General features: G+C 59.0%; 14 protein-coding genes. 5 read left to right on the top strand and 9 right to left on the bottom strand.

The features are described 5' to 3' along the window. Entirely contained in the window at positions 1–1,338 is a 1,338-nt protein-coding gene (gene guaD, locus ABIT76_02800; protein MEO7932066.1) for a guanine deaminase, read from the bottom strand. Positions 1,339–1,358: 20 nt separating this feature from the next. After that, the gene (locus tag ABIT76_02795; protein ID MEO7932065.1) at positions 1,359–3,482 is read right to left on the bottom strand and encodes a tetratricopeptide repeat protein; all 2,124 of its coding nucleotides are present in this window, start codon (positions 3,480–3,482) and stop codon (positions 1,359–1,361) included. A 183-nt stretch (positions 3,483–3,665) separates the two neighbouring features. Here ABIT76_02795 and ABIT76_02790 point away from each other — a divergent pair, with 183 nt between their 5' ends. After that, positions 3,666–4,280, top strand: a complete 615-nt coding sequence (locus ABIT76_02790; GenBank protein MEO7932064.1) for an HNH endonuclease — start codon at positions 3,666–3,668, stop codon at positions 4,278–4,280. Between the two features lie 96 nt (positions 4,281–4,376). Next, a complete protein-coding gene (locus tag ABIT76_02785; protein ID MEO7932063.1) occupies positions 4,377–5,270 on the top strand; it encodes an MBL fold metallo-hydrolase in 894 nt (297 codons plus the stop codon). Between the two features lie 321 nt (positions 5,271–5,591). On the opposite strand, the gene ABIT76_02780 is transcribed toward ABIT76_02785, so the two are convergent. Then, entirely contained in the window at positions 5,592–6,506 is a 915-nt protein-coding gene (locus tag ABIT76_02780) for a YIP1 family protein (protein ID MEO7932062.1), read from the bottom strand. 9 nt (positions 6,507–6,515) lie between these two features. Next, entirely contained in the window at positions 6,516–7,274 is a 759-nt protein-coding gene (locus ABIT76_02775) for a ChbG/HpnK family deacetylase (GenBank protein ID MEO7932061.1), read from the bottom strand. A gap of 31 nt (positions 7,275–7,305) precedes the next feature. On the opposite strand from ABIT76_02775, the gene ABIT76_02770 reads away from it, so the two are divergent. Further along, complete coding sequence (locus ABIT76_02770; protein ID MEO7932060.1) at positions 7,306–8,307, top strand: NAD-dependent epimerase/dehydratase family protein; 1,002 nt, start codon at positions 7,306–7,308, stop codon at positions 8,305–8,307. Continuing rightward, positions 8,304–9,365: a glycosyltransferase gene (locus ABIT76_02765; GenBank protein ID MEO7932059.1), complete on the top strand. Its 1,062-nt coding sequence runs from the start codon at positions 8,304–8,306 to the stop codon at positions 9,363–9,365. The genes ABIT76_02770 and ABIT76_02765 overlap by 4 nt, the downstream gene beginning before the upstream one ends. Here ABIT76_02765 and ABIT76_02760 read toward each other — a convergent pair. After that, the gene (locus ABIT76_02760; protein ID MEO7932058.1) at positions 9,358–9,963 is read right to left on the bottom strand and encodes a tetratricopeptide repeat protein; all 606 of its coding nucleotides are present in this window, start codon (positions 9,961–9,963) and stop codon (positions 9,358–9,360) included. The genes ABIT76_02765 and ABIT76_02760 overlap by 8 nt on opposite strands. Positions 9,964–10,079: 116 nt before the next feature. Between ABIT76_02760 and glgA the strand changes: the two genes are divergently transcribed. Then, positions 10,080–11,516 (top strand): glycogen synthase GlgA, encoded by a 1,437-nt coding sequence (gene glgA / locus ABIT76_02755; GenBank protein MEO7932057.1) that lies wholly within the window; start codon positions 10,080–10,082, stop codon positions 11,514–11,516. An 8-nt stretch (positions 11,517–11,524) separates the two neighbouring features. Here glgA and ABIT76_02750 read toward each other — a convergent pair whose 3' ends face one another. The 4 genes from ABIT76_02750 to polX are packed head-to-tail and all read right to left on the bottom strand — an operon-like array spanning position 11,525 to position 16,216. Next, positions 11,525–13,345, bottom strand: coding sequence for a tetratricopeptide repeat protein (locus ABIT76_02750; GenBank protein ID MEO7932056.1), 1,821 nt, complete (start codon positions 13,343–13,345; stop codon positions 11,525–11,527). 42 nt (positions 13,346–13,387) lie between these two features. Further along, positions 13,388–13,492: an AURKAIP1/COX24 domain-containing protein gene (locus ABIT76_02745; protein MEO7932055.1), complete on the bottom strand. Its 105-nt coding sequence runs from the start codon at positions 13,490–13,492 to the stop codon at positions 13,388–13,390. 21 nt (positions 13,493–13,513) lie between these two features. Continuing rightward, positions 13,514–14,398 (bottom strand): ATP phosphoribosyltransferase, encoded by an 885-nt coding sequence (hisG, locus tag ABIT76_02740; GenBank protein MEO7932054.1) that lies wholly within the window; start codon positions 14,396–14,398, stop codon positions 13,514–13,516. A 51-nt stretch (positions 14,399–14,449) separates the two neighbouring features. Continuing rightward, entirely contained in the window at positions 14,450–16,216 is a 1,767-nt protein-coding gene (gene polX, locus ABIT76_02735) for a DNA polymerase/3'-5' exonuclease PolX (protein ID MEO7932053.1), read from the bottom strand. Positions 16,217–16,399: the final 183 nt, after the last annotated feature.

Genomic DNA, 16,399 nt, shown 5'->3' with positions numbered 1-16,399 from the left:
TTAGAACAAAGCGGGTTCCGGCGCGCGGTAGATGGAGCGTCCGCGCACGAATGTTTCCAGCACGTTGCCTGAGTTCGCCCGATAAACGCAAAGGGCCAGAAGGTCTTCGGGTGAAATGTCGGGGCCGCTGTTGGAGAGTTTGTGGTAGGGAAGCAGGCTGGCGATGTCCAGCACGGCCAAGTCGGCGTCTTTTCCAGTGTGCAGCGTGCCGATGTTAGGTAGTTTACCTAGAGCGTCCGCACCGCCGGCGGTGGCGAGGTGAAACGCCTCGGCGGTGGTGATCGGAGTTAGATTTTTATCGTAGAAGGAGCGGGCTTGTTGCGACTCGACGGATGCGCGCATGACCTGCCACATGTTAATCTCCGGCCCAGCGGCCACGTCGGAGCCCAAGCCAAGGGTAATGCCGCGCTGGCGCCACGTGTTGACTGGCATGATTCCGCTGCCGAGGAATAGATTGGAAGTGGGGCAGTGCGCGATGCGGCTTTTTCGTTCGGCGATGACGCTGGTCTCGCGTTCCGAAAGATGAATGCCGTGACCGAGCAAGGTTTTCGGTCCTAACAATCCGCATTGATCGTAAACGTCGGTGTAGTCTTTGCTGTTAGGAAAAAGGTGCCGCACCATTTCGATCTCACCCAAGTTTTCCGAGAGATGCGTCTGCACATAAGTATTGTACTCCGATGCAATTTCGGCGGCGCCGCGCAGCATTTTTTCGGAACAGCTAACAGCGAATCGCGGGCTGACTGCGTAGTCGAGCAGACCGTCATTTTTTCCGTTCCATTTTTTCGCCAGCCGCTCGGTTTCTAACAAGGAAATGGAGACGACTTTGCGCGGTTGCAGGGAACCGTATGAGCCGACATCCATCATGACTTTGCCGATCATGGCGCGGATGCCTTTCTTCTCGGCGGCGACAAAGGCAGCATCGCAGCTATCCTCGTAAATCGCGGTGAAGAGTCCAATACTGGTCGTGCCGTGGCGCGCCACTTCGTCGAAGAATTGGGCGGACTGTTTTCTAGCTTTTGCGCCGGTGAATTCCTTCTCCACTGGAAAGATGTGCTGACGCAGCCACGGCAGCAGTTCACCGCCCGCCTTGGCGACCGAGGGATACTGCGGCAGATGCGCGTGGCCATCGATCAGCCCAGGAATGATGAGCGTGTGCGGTCCGTGCAGCCAGCGGAGCTTGTGCGGTCGCGGCTTTTTTTTTAAAGTGTCGTAGTCGCCGACGTCGGTAATTTTTCCATCCTCGATAACCAGTGCTCCATCGCGCCAACTGCGCAGGGAGCCAAACTTCGGGGCGTCGATCAGGTAACCGCGAATCCCGAATGCCGTGATGTTAGACATGGTAACAATCGACCGTGACCCTACTTGAAAAGTTTTTCCAGGGAAGGATCGGGCTGTGCGCCGAGTTCGACAGCCTTGCGATAACAGTCGCGGGCCTTGTCGAGCGACGGCGGCTCGCTGGTGGCGTAGATGACCGCGAGATTGAACCAGGCGTCGGGGTAGTTGGCGTTAAGCGTGGTGGCTTTTTCCAGCTCTTTTACGGCGGCCTCGAACCAGCCTTTCTGACTGGCAGCAATTCCTAGATAGTTGTGAGCGGTGGCGCTGCTCGGGTCGATGGTGACAGCCTGCGTGAGTGACTCGATGGCTTTCTCAAATTTACCCTGGCGATAGTAAACGATGCCGAGCGTGCAGTTCACAAAGAAATCTTTCGGCGCAATAGCGACAGCTTTGGTGAGAGCCTTCTCGGACTGCGGAAGCTTGCCGGCTTTGTAGTTGACCACGCCGAGGTTAGAAAGCGCGTAAAGATTGTTAGGATCGTCGTTGAGGATCTCGTTGTAGGCGCGCTCGGCGTCCTCGAGTTTGCCTTGTTCGAAGAACTTCTTGGCGCGGCTGACAAGCGACGCGTATTTGTCTGGAACGGTGAGGTTAGGAGTGGGGCTGGCGGAAGCCGATTTGCTGCCTGGACTGGCCGCGGGTTTGGTGTTGCCGCCAGCGGGGAGTTTGGGACGAACATTGTCGGTGTCCGTCTGCGTCATTTCCACGGAAAGTCCCGGATCGGTAGCGTCGAGGGCGGCCAGTTCGGGTTCCTTGAAAAGTTTTCTTTCGTCGTCGCTGAGCTGGAGCGTGGCTGCTCCCAAGACATCGACTTGTTCGAGCAAAGTCTGGGATTTGCCCTCGATGCGGGAGAGTTCCTCGGCAACGATTTCGCGAGCTTGGTTGCGTTTGACCTGATCTTTGATGGTTCGGAGAACGATGCCGCGAAGCAGATCGTTCTCGCTCTTGAGTTGGGCAGTTTCCTCGTTGTTGCCGTTTTTCTGGCGGGCTTCCTCCAAGGCTTTGTTGGAGGCCTCGAGCTGGCCTTTGAGCTCCTCGATGTTTGTCGCGTCGGCCTTGGTTTTATCCTGGGCAGCGGCGAGTTGCGTTTGAATGTCGGCCAGTTGCTTCTTCAGCGCTTCGACGTCGGCGGCTTGCGGGCGCTGGTTCAGCTCGGTGATTTGTTTTTCCGCCGCATCGAGTTTGGCAGTGAGCTCGGCATTGCTGGCAATGGCTTGGTCGGCGGCGGCCTTGTCTAAACGAGTTTTTTGCAGATCAGCCAGGGCGGCATCGCGAGCTTGAAGCGCATCTTGTTTTTCTTTGACAGCGGAATCGCGCTCCTGCACAGCGGCGTCGCGGCCTTTGTCTGCGTCAACGGCGCGTTGATTGGCTTCGGCGACGGTTTTGGAAAGGTCGTTCGCCTCGTCCTCGACGAGGTTCGCATCGGCGGCGCGCTCGGAAAGCTGCCGCTGCAAGGAGGCGACACTTTTCTTGAGCGTGTCGATGGCCGCGGCGTCCTTTTTCTGGGCGTTGGTCGCGCTGCGGAGGCGGTCCTCGGCTTGGGCGACTTGCGAGCGTAGCTCGGCCACGGCGACGCGGCTTTGGTCCACTTTTTTCAGCGCATCGCGGAGGTTGCTCGAGGTCAGCTCGTACTTCTGGGTGAGATCGTTGTTAATAGCCCGGAGCCGCTTGATTTCCAGGCGAGCCTCGGAAACCTGACGCCGCAATTCCGCCGCCTCGGCGCTGCCAGCGGGTCCGGTCGCAACTTCTGCGGGTGTTTCATCCGGCAAAGGCTCCGGCGTCGGCTGGCGGCTCGGGGTGGCACCGGGAATGAGAGTGTCGTCCGGGCCCGGCGGCACGAGCGTCTGGTCGCGCGCGGCGGTGGACTCCAGATTGGCGATAAACTCGGCTGTCTTTTTGGCGCGGTATTCGCGGACCAACGGCTGCCATTTCGGGGAATCGGATTTGATTTGATCAAGAAGACCGGCGGCGAAACGAAACTTCACCAGCGCCTCGCGAGTCTTGCCGTCAGCAGCCAGTTTTTCCCCGGATTGACTGGCCAGCAACGCCTGCACGAAGATGTCCGACGGGTCCTGCGCCGCAAAACACGGAGTGGCGCTCCAGAGGCAGGCTGCCAGGAAAATGGGATACAAAATGCGAGGGCGCTTCATAGAGGCGGCGGCAAAACTAGCCTATCGCCCCCGGCTTGGCAACCAGCCAAAAGGATGCGAACAAAGCTTGTTGTTGCCCGTTTTGCAGTCGAGTTTGAACACAATGGAGCGGCCATTTGACACCCCGCGAGGCGGATGTTAGCATCTGCGCATTCCCATCGGGAAAATCGCTGAGCAATTTTTATGCAGGCAACGTTCGACCATCCGGTGCTAGTGCTGAACAGGCTCTGGCAAGCTGTGAATATTTGTAGCGTAAAACGTGCGTTTACGCTGCTTTTTCAACGGCAGGCGCAAGTCGTCTTCGCAGAGACGGGCAACAATTTCGCCACCCATGATTTCGAGAGCTGGCGCGATGTCTCCGACCGCAATCCCGAGGACGAAATGGTCCATACGATCCATTTCAAAATCCGCATCCCGCGGATCATTGTTCTGATGATGTTCGACCGGATGCCGAAGAAAGAGGTGAAATTCACGCGGCACAACATCTTCGAGCGCGACAAAAACACCTGCCAGTATTGCGGCAAGGTTTTCGAGCGCAAGGACCTCAATCTCGACCACGTCATCCCGCGCGACAAAGGCGGCCTGACGACTTGGGAAAACATCGTTTGCTCCTGCATCCCGTGCAACACGCGTAAGGGCAACCGCCTCTATTACGAGGTGAACATGCATCTCATCAAGAAGCCGAAGCGCCCGAAATGGAAGCCGTTCGTCAACCTGACTTTCAGCGGACCTCAGCACGAAAGCTGGCGGCATTTCATCGATCTCGCCTACTGGAACGTGGAGCTGGGCGACTCGTAGCGAGCCAGCTGGAAAACTCCCTCGCGCCCAGATTGGAGTTAGGCTTCAACCTTTTTTAACTTGGTGACTTCGCGTCTTGGTGGTTAACTGCCCGCGATGTTTAGCGTGACGATTCTGGCCAGCAGCAGCGGGGGAAATTGCGCGCTGCTGACGACGAAACGCCGCAAATTCCTCGTCGATGCCGGCCTCAGCGCCCGGCAGATTGCCCTCCGACTCGAATCACTCGGCGTCCAGCTCGCGGACCTCGACGGGATTTTCCTCACGCACGAGCACATCGACCACGTCGCCGGCCTCCCGGTGCTTCTGAAAAAGACCGGACTTCCAGTCTATTGCAACTCGCAAACCGGCAACGCCCTGCGCTCCAGTGTGGGCGATTTCAATCGCTGGAATTTCTTCCAAACCGGCGCCGAATTCACCGTGGACGATCTCACGATCCAGACATTTCACATCCCGCACGACGCGGTCGATCCGGTCGGTTTTGCCTTTCATTGCGGAGACGATTGCATCGGCTTTCTGACCGATCTGGGTTACGCCACCGCGCTGGCCATCGAGCGGGTGCGCGACGCCCACACGCTCGTCTTGGAAAGCAATCACTGCGAAAAAATGCTTCAGGATTGCCCAAAGCGTCCGTGGTCGTTGAAGCAGCGCATTCTTTCCCGCCACGGCCATCTTTCCAATGCGGCTGCGGCCAACGTCATTCACCATTTGCTCGAGCGAAATCTGCGCCAGCTCATTTTGGGTCACCTTAGCCGCGACTGCAACACGCCCGAGATCGCCCTAACCACCATGCGCAACAAGCTAGCCGCGCTCGGCGTCGAGAATGTCGCCGTGCATTGCGCCTCGGCGGTGGAAGTCAGCCCGCGATTTGCCATGCCCGACCGGCAGTGTGCAGACGAGATACAGCCAGTTCGCCAGGAACAAAATCACCGCCGCGCCACGGACTACGTGGCCGAGCTTTTCCGGGAATTTGCCGCATCGGACGCGGCGTAACCGAAACGCCACCACCACAGCGGAGTAGGCGAAAATTCCCGCGCCCGCGAGGAGCGCGAGGAACAGGAGTGGGTTTAAGGCGAACGCATCGCTGGCATTTCCGTCCAAAACCGCCTGCACCAGACGCGTCCCACCACAGGTCGGACACGGCAGCCCCGTCCAATGCGCGAATGGACATTCCGGCAACGGCAAATGCCAGCGCAGCCAGAAAATTCCCAAACTTGCGGAGGCCAGCGACACCGCCACCCAGAGAAATTCCGCGTCCGTCTCCCCGGGAGCCAACGGTCGCAGATAAAGCTTCATCGGACTTTCAGTCGAATCTCAGTGATGCAGCGCCTTGTTGAAGGAGTTCATAAACTCTGGGTTCGACGCCAAGGATTGCCACAAAAAGTAGAAGCCCACGCCGCAAACGCCGCAGCAAAAGACGAGCGGCAGGAGAATTGCCGCGACTGCCTTGCCCGTGCTGATCTCGTGGACCTTGGACAAACCGATGGCACCCGCCACGACCCGCCAGACTAGGGCGGCGATGCCTCCGCAGCACGGCACCAGATTCACTAGGGCGGTCGAGCCGAGCACATAACAATAGACGCGATACGTCGCCTCATAAGGTTTCCGGGCACCGCCGACAATCATCAGGCCCACATGCCAGATCGCGGCACCAACGAAGGAGCCGACAAACAGGAAAATGGGAACGAGAATCAGCATGACGAGGAGCATCGCGCTCATCCCGATGCCTTGCGCGGCAAGGACTTGGGCGACCTGCGGGTTCTGCGAGGCTGCAAACGATCCCAGCACCCCCTGCATGGCGAGTTGCACGCCCATCGTCAAGACCACTCCCAACCCGGCTGCAATAAGCATATAAAAGAACGGTGTGGCGAACCCGCCGGTCTCCTTCATTCGACTGAAAGTCGCGGCGGGCTCGGTGAGGACTTCCTTCACTGTTGAGCCGAATGCAGGAAAGAATCCGATCTCACTTTTCTGCTCCCACGACGGTAGATTTTTTTCTCCGTCGGCGGTGACGAAGCCGGCTCCAACAGGCAGCGGTGCGATGATTGGAGGGACGTTTACCGGTAGCGAAAAATCGGCCCATTGGCCGAGCGGCTTCCAGTTTTCCATGCCGGCGCGCCAGGCGAGGTCGGTGCCGAGAAAACGACCGGTGTCGAGGCCGGTCTGCACCTCCGTCTGGGTAAAAATGCCGAGGTTTTGGCCGGCGCGGTTAATATGGATGTCGCTCATGCAAACTGCTTAACGAGATTCGCCGATGCCGTCAACGCTGGCGAGTTCCGCCTGCCAGTTCGTCAGCCGCAGAGCGGAATCCAACTCCGCCCGCGCTGGTCCATCGACTCCAGGATGATAATAAATCTCGGCCAGCCCGGCAGCGGCGGCGCGCTGTTGCATTTGGATGAAACTCGCATCATCCACACAGCCCGTTTCGCGGAGACCGAAGGTGCGCTCGGCGTGCTGAATGCCACCTAACTGCCGCCTGGCGCTCTGGCTGAGGCGATTAAAAATCCATCCGAGAAAACCCGCGTTCTCCGTCTGCACCAGCCGTACCGCGCCAAAACCGTGCGCCTTCGCCACCGGCAACGTCTCCCCAAAAACCACCGGATGCAGATGCAAATGCGTGTGGCCGTCCCAATAAACCGGTGGAAAACCCTCTGCTAGAAACTGCCCAAACTGCTCCTCGATCTCGGCGCGAATCGCTCGGCGCAGACGCGAGTTCCATTGATATCTGACTCCCGCCACAGCCGGGCTCGGCTCGAAGTTTCCCTGGGCATCGGTCAGCCCCGTGCGACCGACGCGTGACCCGGCGCAGAGAGTGAGATGAAGCCCGACGCAGAGCCCCGGATGTCGCTGCGCGATGCGTTTCGCCTCGGCGACTTCGCGACCGTGAATCATGAGACTTGCCTGACTCAGCCGACCCGCCTGATACTGCGCCTCGACGGCCTCATTGACTGCGTGACTCGATCCAAAATCGTCGCCGGTGATGAGCAAACGTGTCATTCGCCGCCCACTACATCACGCTCCAACTCGAATGGAAAACCTCTTTCGCGATCAAGTCGTCGTCGTCACTGGCGCGCGCGGATTCATCGGCAGCCATGTCGCGGATCAGCTCGTTCGCGCTGGCGCTCGCGTTCGTGGAATCACCCGTTCGCTGGATGCGCCGAGGGGAAACGCGCGGGAGTTGCAGTGGTATGCGGGCGACGTCACCCGGCCGGAAACGCTCGAGGTGCCATTTCGCGATGCACGCTACGTTTTTCACGTCGCGGGCGACTACCGGTTCTGGGCCCGCAATCCGCAGGACATCTACGCCAGCAACGTCGCTGGAACGGAGAACGTCCTGCAAATTGCATCGCGAGTCGGCGCGGAAAAAATCGTCGTCACCAGCACCCAAGGCGTGCTCCAGCCCGGCACTCTGGAAAATCCAGGCGACGAAACCCGGCTCGTTTCCGCGCATCACGGCCCCTACAAATCGTCCAAGCTCGCGGCCTGGAAAGTCGTCCAGCGGCATCTCCTGCGCGGCGCGCCGATCGTTTCCGTGTTGCCTGGCGCGCCGATCGGCGAGAACGATTTGCGCCCGACTCCGACCGGCGCGGTGATCGTGCAATTTTTGCGCGGCAAACTCCCGATGCTGGCGAGAACTGGGTTGTCCTTCGTCGATGTGGCCGATGTGGCGCAGGGACATTTGCTGGCCATGCAGCAGGGGAAAATCGGCGAGGATTACCTGCTCGCCGGACGCAATCTCTGGCTCGGCGAGTTTCTGCAACTCCTCGCGCCGTGGTCGCGGCATCCGGTTCCGACCCGTTATGCGCCGCATTGGCTGAGCCGGATGGCCGCCGCTGGTTGCGAAATGTGGCATCAAATCCGGCGCAGCGACGACGAGCCCTTCATCACCCGGGAAAGCGTCCGCATGTCGGAGCGCCCCTATTTTTTCTCCTCGGAAAAAGCGATGCGCGAGCTCGGCTACCAGCTTGCGCCGTTGGAAAACGCGGTCGAGCGCGCCGTCCGCGATTTCACCCAGCGCGGCTTGGTATGAACTGGGTTTGGCTCGTCCTCATCGGAGTTGGATACGACTGGATGACCTTGATGTGGCTGAAACGCTGGCTCGTTCCGCTGAAAGGAGGCGCGCCGTCGGTGCCGGTGACCATTTTCCGTCCGCTGAAACGGGGCGTGCCGGAGATTGGAATGAAACTCCGCTCTTTTTTGCAAGCCGTGCAGCCGGATGACCAGATTCTCATCGCCGTTTACGAAGACGACATTCTCACGAAAAACGAAGCCCGCGCCGCGCTTGCCGACTTTCCGCTGCTCGACGTGCAAATCATTTCCTGCCGCAGCGACGCCGCCCTGAATCCGAAGATCAACAAGCTCCTCCAGCTCGCTCCCCTCGCCCGCTGCGATCATTGGATCGTCCTCGACAGTGAATTTTTGGACGCGGCGACGTTCCTCCCGCAGTTCCGATTTGAATGGAACTCGCTTCAGTTTCCGGTGCTGAGCGCGCCGTATCGTTTTCGGAAACTGACGTTGAGCACGGCGCCAGTGCTCCACACGTTGCTGCCGGGGCTGGCCGTTCTCCAGCGTTTTGGAAAAATCGCCAATACGCTCGGGGCCGCGCTGGCTGTGACTCGCTCGCAAATCGAAAAACTCGGCGGCTGGGAATCACTCGCCTACGAACTCGCCGAAGACTTTCAACTCGGCCATCGGCTCGCCGCCATGGGAGTTCCAGTGCGCTTGTCGCGGGCCGTCGTCACGCTCGACAACGACCCAGCTTCACTCGTCTCCAGCCTAGGCCAGTTGCATCGGATCAGCGCCACGTATCGCCGCTGCCAGCCGGCTGGATTCGCCGGGTCCATCGTGCTGCATTCCGTCACCTGGAGCTTGTTTCTGGCCGTTTTCCATCCGTTCGGCTGGATAGGATTCCTACTCGCCTCACTTTCCCGAATCATTGTTTGCCAACAACGCGCCCGCGCATTGGGCTGGCCTATTTCCTACGGACGATGGCTGCTGATTCCAATTTCGAGTTTGTTAGAAACGGTCTTCTGGATCGCCGCCTGGCTGCCGCTGCCCGTGCATTGGGCGGGTCGGCGTTTTAAGTAGTTTCCAACTCGTGCAGGAGATGCTCGGCGTTGCGGGCCTGCGCCGTGCCGGGCCAGGCTTCCATGTTTTCGAGCAGAAGCTGGCGGGCCTGATCCATCGCGCCGCTGCGACCGTAGATTTCGGCCAGTTTGCAGCGGAGAAACGCCTGTTCATCGATGGGCCAGTGTTTCTCCAATTCCTTGATGAGCAACTCCGCCGCGGCTGCCGGGTCACCGAGATGTTTCATCTGCACATTGGCGATGCCATCGATGGCGGCGGTGTCGTCGGGATCGGCCGCCAGCGCCTGTCGGTAGTAGCTGATCGCCTCCAGAAAATTGCCTTCCTCGATGCATTCTCGGGCCATGAAAAACGGGTCGTGCACCGTGTCCTCGGAGCCGCCGTAAATCATGTTGCCAAGCTTCTCTCCGATGAACGGCAAAAAAGTGACCGCGACGATGATTCCCGCCGCGACGGCTGAGAGCAGCGCGCCGCCAAAGACCAGAAACAGCTTGCTGTGATCGGCAGTTTCCTGAGCTTCAATTTGTTTGCCGAGGCGGAAAAGAAAGACACACAGACACACCAGTCCAATGAGAGCAACGAGGCGCGGGAGGAGGCGCATGAAAGGATGTTGCAGAAACGTGTCGCGCGCGGCAAGGAAATTTCACGGAGCCTGCGGGCCGTTCAGTTGCGTTCCTGCTTGAGACGTTTGCCGTTTCCCCACAGTATCGAAAAACGATGAAAATCCTCATGGCCTCCAGTGAAATGTCGTCGCTAGCCCGCACGGGCGGCCTCGGCGATGTGCTCGACTCGCTGCCGACCGCGCTGCGCCTGGCGGGTCACGAAGTCAGCGTCGTGCTGCCGCTCTACCGCAATATTCGCGAAAATCCGCAGCTTCGATTGAAGGAAACAGGCGTCCATTTCAGCGTGCAGGTCGGCGAGAAAACCGTGGAAGCCGGCGTGGTGCAAACCGTCGCGGCGAATGGCACACAAGTCTTTCTCGTGCGGCGCGATGAATACTTTGATCGCTCGGGCATTTACGGCACTGAGGGCCGCGATTATGGCGACAATGCGGAGCGCTTCATTTTCTTCAGCAAGGCCGTGCTCGAACTCGCCCGCCGGATGCAGCCCGCGCCCGATGTGATCCATGTTCACGACTGGCAGACGGCGCTGATCCCAGTGCTGGTGCGGGAATGGGCGCTGCCGTTTCGCACCGTTCTGACGATTCATAATCTGGCGTATCAGGGCAGTTTCTGGCCGTATGATTTCCGATTTACGAATCTGCCGGGCGATTATTTTGGAGCGAAAGGCGTGGAGTTTTTCGGGAGTTTGAACCTGCTGAAGGCGGGCATACTTTTCGCGGACGCTGTGACGACGGTGAGTGAAACCTATCTTCACGAAATCCAGACACCGGCCAGTGGCTGCGGGCTGGATGCTGTCATTCGCGAGCAAATTGGGAAATTTACCGGCATCCTCAATGGCGCCGATTACGCGATCTGGAACCCCGCAACCGACAAACTTCTGCCACAGACGTTCTCGCCCGAAGCCCTCGCTGGCAAACGCGTCTGCCGCGACGCGCTCCTGAGTGAAATGGGACTCGACCCCAACCCGCGCGGGCCGGTCATCGGCATGATCACGCGGCTGGCCGAGCAGAAAGGCTTCGATATTTTGCTGCCTGTTTTGGATCGATTGCTCTCAGACGATGTGCGTCTGGTCATCCTCGGTGAGGGCGATCTCGCGTACGAGGCGGAGTTGCGTTATCACATGCTGAAACATCGCGGCCGCCTCGCTTTCCGGCAGGAATTCGACTTCAAGCTCTCTCACCTGATCGAGGCCGGATCGGACATCACGTTGATTCCATCGCGCTTCGAGCCGTGCGGATTGACCGCGATTTACAGTCTGAAATACGGCACGCTGCCTGTGGCGCACGCCGTTGGCGGTCTCACCCAGATCGTGCGCGACTACGATCCCGTCACGGACGACGGCTGGGGTTTTCTCTTCCAGGAATATCAAGCCGAGGCGCTCTGGGACGCGATCAAGCGCGCGCGTTTCGAGTTCCTCGATCAGACGATTTGGGCCGAACTCATGCAGCGTGCGATGCAGCAGGATTTCTCCTGGAAATTAACCGCTGCGGAATACTCGGCGCTCTACGAGAAACTCTCCGCCGCCAGCTAGCGGGCTGCCTATTTTTTCCGGTTCGCCTCGATCTTGGCGGGGAGAATTTTGTTGCCCTCGTCGAGTTTGAGCGCTTTCTGCCAATACTCGACCGCCTGGTCTTTGTTGCCGAGTTTCAGGTAAGTGTCGCCGATGTGCTCGAAGACCACGGGATCGTCTTTCTCCAGATTTTCGGCAGCCTTGAGGAGTTGCTTGAGCGCTAGATCGAAGCGGTTCGTCTTGTAATAATACCAGCCGAGGCTGTCGAGATAAGCGCCGTTGTTCGGCTGCGCCAGCAATGCCTGGCGAATGAGCTGGCCAGCGGCTTCGAGGTTTTCACCACGATCGACCCAGAGGTAGCCGAGGAAATTTTGCCCCTCGTGCGCCTTCGACGGATCGAGTTCGATCGACTTGCGAATGAGTTCCACCGTCTTTTCGATGTGCCCCGCTTTTTGCGCGGCGTCGGCGTAGCTCAGATAAAAACCAGGCGTCAGCGTCGCAGCGTCGCCCTCGTAATTCGACGCCTCGGAGATGGCCTCCTCAAACTTCGCCAGCGCTTCCTCGCCCTGCCCATTCTCGCTGTAGCAAATCGCCAGCAACGTGGTGAATTCCGGCGAGCCGAAACGCGCGCGCGCATCGATCAAAGTCGCGATGGCGAGGGGAAATTTCTTGAGTTGGATCGCGGTCTGGGCCACCCGCATGTAATTCCGCGGCTCGGTTTTTCCCGTGAGGAGCGCCTGCTGGAAACTGGCCAGCGCCTGCTCGTAATTTTGCGCGTCCACATAGATCGCGCCCAGCGTGCCGTAGGCCTCGGAGAGCAGCGGATTGAGTTTCACCAGCGCCTGCAGCATGTCGATTGCCTCGAGCCGCTTACCCTGACTCAGATACATGCGGGCGAGTTTCATGCGAACGTCCGCCTGCAACGAATCGGAAGCGCCGCTGTTTTCCTCCACCGTTCGGAGATAGAGCGGAATGGCTTTTTTCGTGTCGCCGATGCGCCCGTAATAATCCGCCACCCGCGCCTGCACCGAAGGATCGTCGGGCGAAAGCGCGAGGGCTTTCTCGTAGAGCGCGGTGACTTTTTGCAGCTTGAGCAGATCGATCTGATCCTCCGCGCGTTCTTTGCCATAAAGCCGCAGGTAAAGGTCGCCGATGCCAAACCAGAAATCGGCGTCCTGGCTCTCGATGTTCGCCGCCTGATCGAGCGCTTTCTCGGTTTTTTCATCGTCGCCAGCCGCGTCCAGCACCACAAAAAGCGCCTGATGCGTCCGCAAGTCGTATGGCGCAGCGGTCACGGCGTCGTGGGCGTATTTCAGGGCCAGATCGGGTTTGTTTAGCTCCTTGAAATAAAGATACGCCAGCGTCACATACGGCAGCGGCTCCTGCGGCTGGGCGGCAATCGCGTTCTTCAGCAGCGTCAAACCTTGGGGCACATCGCCGCGCCGGATGTATTCGCTGGCGAGGCGCACCGAGAGTTTCGCATCGACTCCGGTCGGATCGAGCGCCAGCACGCGCTCATAGGCGGTGAGCGCCTTTTCACTATTGCCGTCCTCCTCGTGAATCAGGCCCTGGACGAAATTGGCGAGCGCATCGGCCTTGCGGCTGCCTTTTTCCGAGAGCTTCAGGTCTGGCCGGGCCAGTTCGTATTCAAATGAAAGTCGCGCGTCACCCGTCGCCTTGACCGCTGGCGGAACGGGCTTGGCCGGAATGGCCAGCGCCTGGCCGCAGAAGGCCGAAAAGCCGCTGAACGCGAGTCCAGCGGCTAAAATTTTCGAGCGAGATGAGCGTTTGTGGAAGCGCACTGCGGGACTGATTGCGGGGGAGTTTTTTCTCCGAATCAGCCGGATCATGCGGCCAACGTAACGACTACGACTTGTAGCGCAAACGCGTTGTTACGATTTGTAACGCAGGCGTTTCTTGTGGCGGTTTTCTTTCATCCGCTTGCGGCGCTTGTGTTTGGCGATTTTCGATTTTCTTCTTTTTTTCAGGGATCCCATGGGAGTTCTATTTACGGTCTGTTAATACACTAATTTGTTGAGAGGATATTCGATGATTCCCTCCGCGCCCAAGGCTTTGAGCTGGGGAATAATCTCGCGGACGACTTTTTCGTCGATCACGGTTTCCACCGCGACCCAGTCGGACTGCGCTAGATGCGAGACCGTCGGATTGCGAAGGGATGGTAGGGCAGAAAGCAGGTTTTTCAACTGGTTTTCCGCGATGTTCATTTTCAAGCCCACCTTGTCGCGGGCGTTGAGCGCTCCTTGCAGCAGCAAAACGATCCGCTCCAGCTTGCCGCGCTTCCAGGCGACTTCCATTGCGCCGTGGTTTGCAATAATCTGCGGAAACGACTCCGTGAGGTTCTCGATGATGCGCAATTTGTTCGCCCGCAGCGACGATCCAGTCTCGGTAATATCCACGATCGCATCGACCAGATCGGGTACTTTCACCTCGGTAGCGCCCCAACTGAACTCCACCTCGGCCTCGACGCCGTGGGCTTGGAGAAATTTTTTCGTCAGCCCGACAGCCTCGGTCGCGATGCGTTTCCCCTGCAAATCTTTCACGCTCTGATACGGCGAGTTCTCCGGCACGGCCAGTACCCAGCGAGTCGGCTGCGCGGTCGCCTTGCTATACGGCAGCGAGCAAATCACCTCGACATCGGAGCCGTTTTCCTCGGTCCAGTCGCGGCCGGTCAGACCGCAATCGAGGTAGCCGTGTTCGACATAACGGCTGATTTCCTGCGCGCGAAGGAGTCGCAATTCGATCTCGGGATCGTCGATGCTCGGCTTGTAATTCCGCTTGAAGACAGAAATATGGAACCCGGCTTTCGCGAATAAATCCAAAGTCGGCTCCTGGAGCGAGCCGGACGGCAGACCGATCTTGAGAATATTGGGCGAGGCAGACATTTTTTGGCGGGTCGCAAGGAAAGCGTAGTTTCCACGGCGATGCCAGCAAATTTATCGTTTGCGCCGGAGTTCCATTTGAATCTTCTCCAGCGGCAGGCAGTTCACGACGTCATTTTTTTCCAGCCAGCCTTTGCGGGCCAGCGCCACGCCAAACCAGAGATGCTGCAAACTCGACGCATGATGCGCGTCGGGATTAATCGCGCAGCGCACCCCTTTTTCCCGCGCCAGTTGCCACCATCGCCAGTCCATGTCGAGACGATACGGGCTCGCATTCAGCTCAATAATCGTCCCCGTCGCCGCTGCGGCCTCGATCACCGCAGGGATGTCCACCGCATAGGCCTCCCGACTTAAAAGGACGCGCCCGGTCAGGTGCCCCAGCATGGTTACGTGCGGGTTTTCCATGGCGCGAATTAGGCGCTTAGTCATGTCCGCCTCGCTCTGGGTAAACGACGAATGCACGCTCGCCACCACGTAATCGAGCTGGCTGAGAATCTCATCGGAGAAATCCAGCGAGCCGTCCTTCAAGATGTCGCACTCGGTGCCGGCGAGGAGTTGGAATCCTTTGTAAGTGGCATTCAAATTCCGGATTTCCTCCACTTGAGCGAGGAGTTTTTCCTCCGTGAGACCGTAGGCTTGGACGGAGCTTTTCGAGTGGTCGGCGATGCCCAAATACTCCAGCCCGATCTCCATCGCGGCGTCGGCCATTTCGCTCAAACTCGAACGTCCGTCGCTTGCCGTCGTGTGGTTGTGAAACGTCCCGCGCAGGTTTTCCAGCTCGATCAACCGGGGCAATGTCCCCGCCTCCGCCGCTGCGATCTCGCCGCGTCCCTCGCGCAGTTCGGGTTCGACGTAATCGAGCCCGAGCGCCCGGTAGAGATCGCTCTCCTGGTAGATTTTCGGGATGTCCTCCGGCGTCTCGACCTCGGCATTGCGCCCCGTCGCCCGCGCTTCGACCGGGCCGAGACGGTATTCATTCAGCGTCCAGCCGCGATCCAGCGCACGACTCCGCATAATGACGTTATGCTCCTTGCTCCCGGTAAAATAGTTCAGGGCGAAGGGATATTCCTCGTTCGTCACCACCCGCAGATCGCACTGCAACCCGGATGCAAACCGCACGCTGGCCTTGGTCGGCCCCTGCGCGATGATCGTTTCCACCTGGGCATGATGCGTAAAATACCAGATGACTTCCGCCGGGTTTTTGCCCGCAACGATGAGGTCGAGGTCGTGCAAAACCTCCTTTCGCCGCCGGTAACTGCCCGCCACGCTGGCCTGCGACACATCGGGCAGCGCCTTGAGGTCCTCCAGAATCGTCTCTGCGATGGGCGCAGCGTCGCCGAGCAGGAAATAACCCGAGTGCTTCTTTCGCTGGTCAATCGCGGCGATGAGATTCGTGGCCGTTTTCTCTCCGAAACCGGGCAGCGCGGCGATGCGACCATCTTTAGCCGCCTCCTCCAATGCCATTAAATCGCTCACGCCGAGCTGCTCCCAGACGGCTTTGATTTTTTTCGGTCCGAGCCCCGGAATGCCGAAGAGTTCAAAGATGGTGGGCGGAAACTCGGCCCGCAATTTCTCGAAATAGGGCAGCGTGCCGGTGGTGACGAGTTCGGTGAGTTTGGTGGCAATGGCCTTGCCGATGCCGTCGATCGACTCCAACTCGCCCGCGCGGGCCACGGCCAGAAAATCGCCGCTAAAAACCTCGATGGTGCGGGCCGCGTTGGTGTAAGCGCGAGTTTTGAAGGGATTTTCGCCTTTCAGTTCGAGGAGAAGGGCGATGGATTCGAGCGTCTCGATCAACTTGTCGCGAGTGATGGCTGGCATGAGTGGAAACTGACGCAGATTCCCATGTAACTCGACTGGTTTTTTGCAAATCGGACGGCCAGAGCCGTGCCGCCGGAGGTTCCCGACTGCCTCCGAAAGCCCGGAGCGACTCCACCGAAGGTCCCCGACTGCTTCCGAAAGCCCAGAGCAACTCCACCGGAAGTCCCCGACTGCTTCCACGAG

Source organism: Chthoniobacterales bacterium (assembly GCA_039930045.1).
Taxonomy (GTDB): domain Bacteria; phylum Verrucomicrobiota; class Verrucomicrobiia; order Chthoniobacterales; family DASVRZ01; genus DASVRZ01.
This window is presented reverse-complemented; position numbering and strand designations above follow the sequence as displayed.

What these genes read in the sequence shown, in the direction of transcription:
- guaD (MEO7932066.1), bottom strand. Translation starts at nt 1,338, where the DNA reads ATGTCTAACATCACGGCATTCGGGATTCGCGGTTACCTGATCGACGCC.
- ABIT76_02795 (MEO7932065.1), bottom strand. Translation starts at nt 3,482, where the DNA reads ATGAAGCGCCCTCGCATTTTGTATCCCATTTTCCTGGCAGCCTGCCTC.
- ABIT76_02790 (MEO7932064.1), top strand. Translation starts at nt 3,666, where the DNA reads ATGCAGGCAACGTTCGACCATCCGGTGCTAGTGCTGAACAGGCTCTGG.
- ABIT76_02785 (MEO7932063.1), top strand. Translation starts at nt 4,377, where the DNA reads ATGTTTAGCGTGACGATTCTGGCCAGCAGCAGCGGGGGAAATTGCGCG.
- ABIT76_02780 (MEO7932062.1), bottom strand. Translation starts at nt 6,506, where the DNA reads ATGAGCGACATCCATATTAACCGCGCCGGCCAAAACCTCGGCATTTTT.
- ABIT76_02775 (MEO7932061.1), bottom strand. Translation starts at nt 7,274, where the DNA reads ATGACACGTTTGCTCATCACCGGCGACGATTTTGGATCGAGTCACGCA.
- ABIT76_02770 (MEO7932060.1), top strand. Translation starts at nt 7,306, where the DNA reads ATGGAAAACCTCTTTCGCGATCAAGTCGTCGTCGTCACTGGCGCGCGC.
- ABIT76_02765 (MEO7932059.1), top strand. Translation starts at nt 8,304, where the DNA reads ATGAACTGGGTTTGGCTCGTCCTCATCGGAGTTGGATACGACTGGATG.
- ABIT76_02760 (MEO7932058.1), bottom strand. Translation starts at nt 9,963, where the DNA reads ATGCGCCTCCTCCCGCGCCTCGTTGCTCTCATTGGACTGGTGTGTCTG.
- glgA (MEO7932057.1), top strand. Translation starts at nt 10,080, where the DNA reads ATGAAAATCCTCATGGCCTCCAGTGAAATGTCGTCGCTAGCCCGCACG.
- ABIT76_02750 (MEO7932056.1), bottom strand. Translation starts at nt 13,345, where the DNA reads ATGATCCGGCTGATTCGGAGAAAAAACTCCCCCGCAATCAGTCCCGCA.
- ABIT76_02745 (MEO7932055.1), bottom strand. Translation starts at nt 13,492, where the DNA reads ATGGGATCCCTGAAAAAAAGAAGAAAATCGAAAATCGCCAAACACAAG.
- hisG (MEO7932054.1), bottom strand. Translation starts at nt 14,398, where the DNA reads ATGTCTGCCTCGCCCAATATTCTCAAGATCGGTCTGCCGTCCGGCTCG.
- polX (MEO7932053.1), bottom strand. Translation starts at nt 16,216, where the DNA reads ATGCCAGCCATCACTCGCGACAAGTTGATCGAGACGCTCGAATCCATC.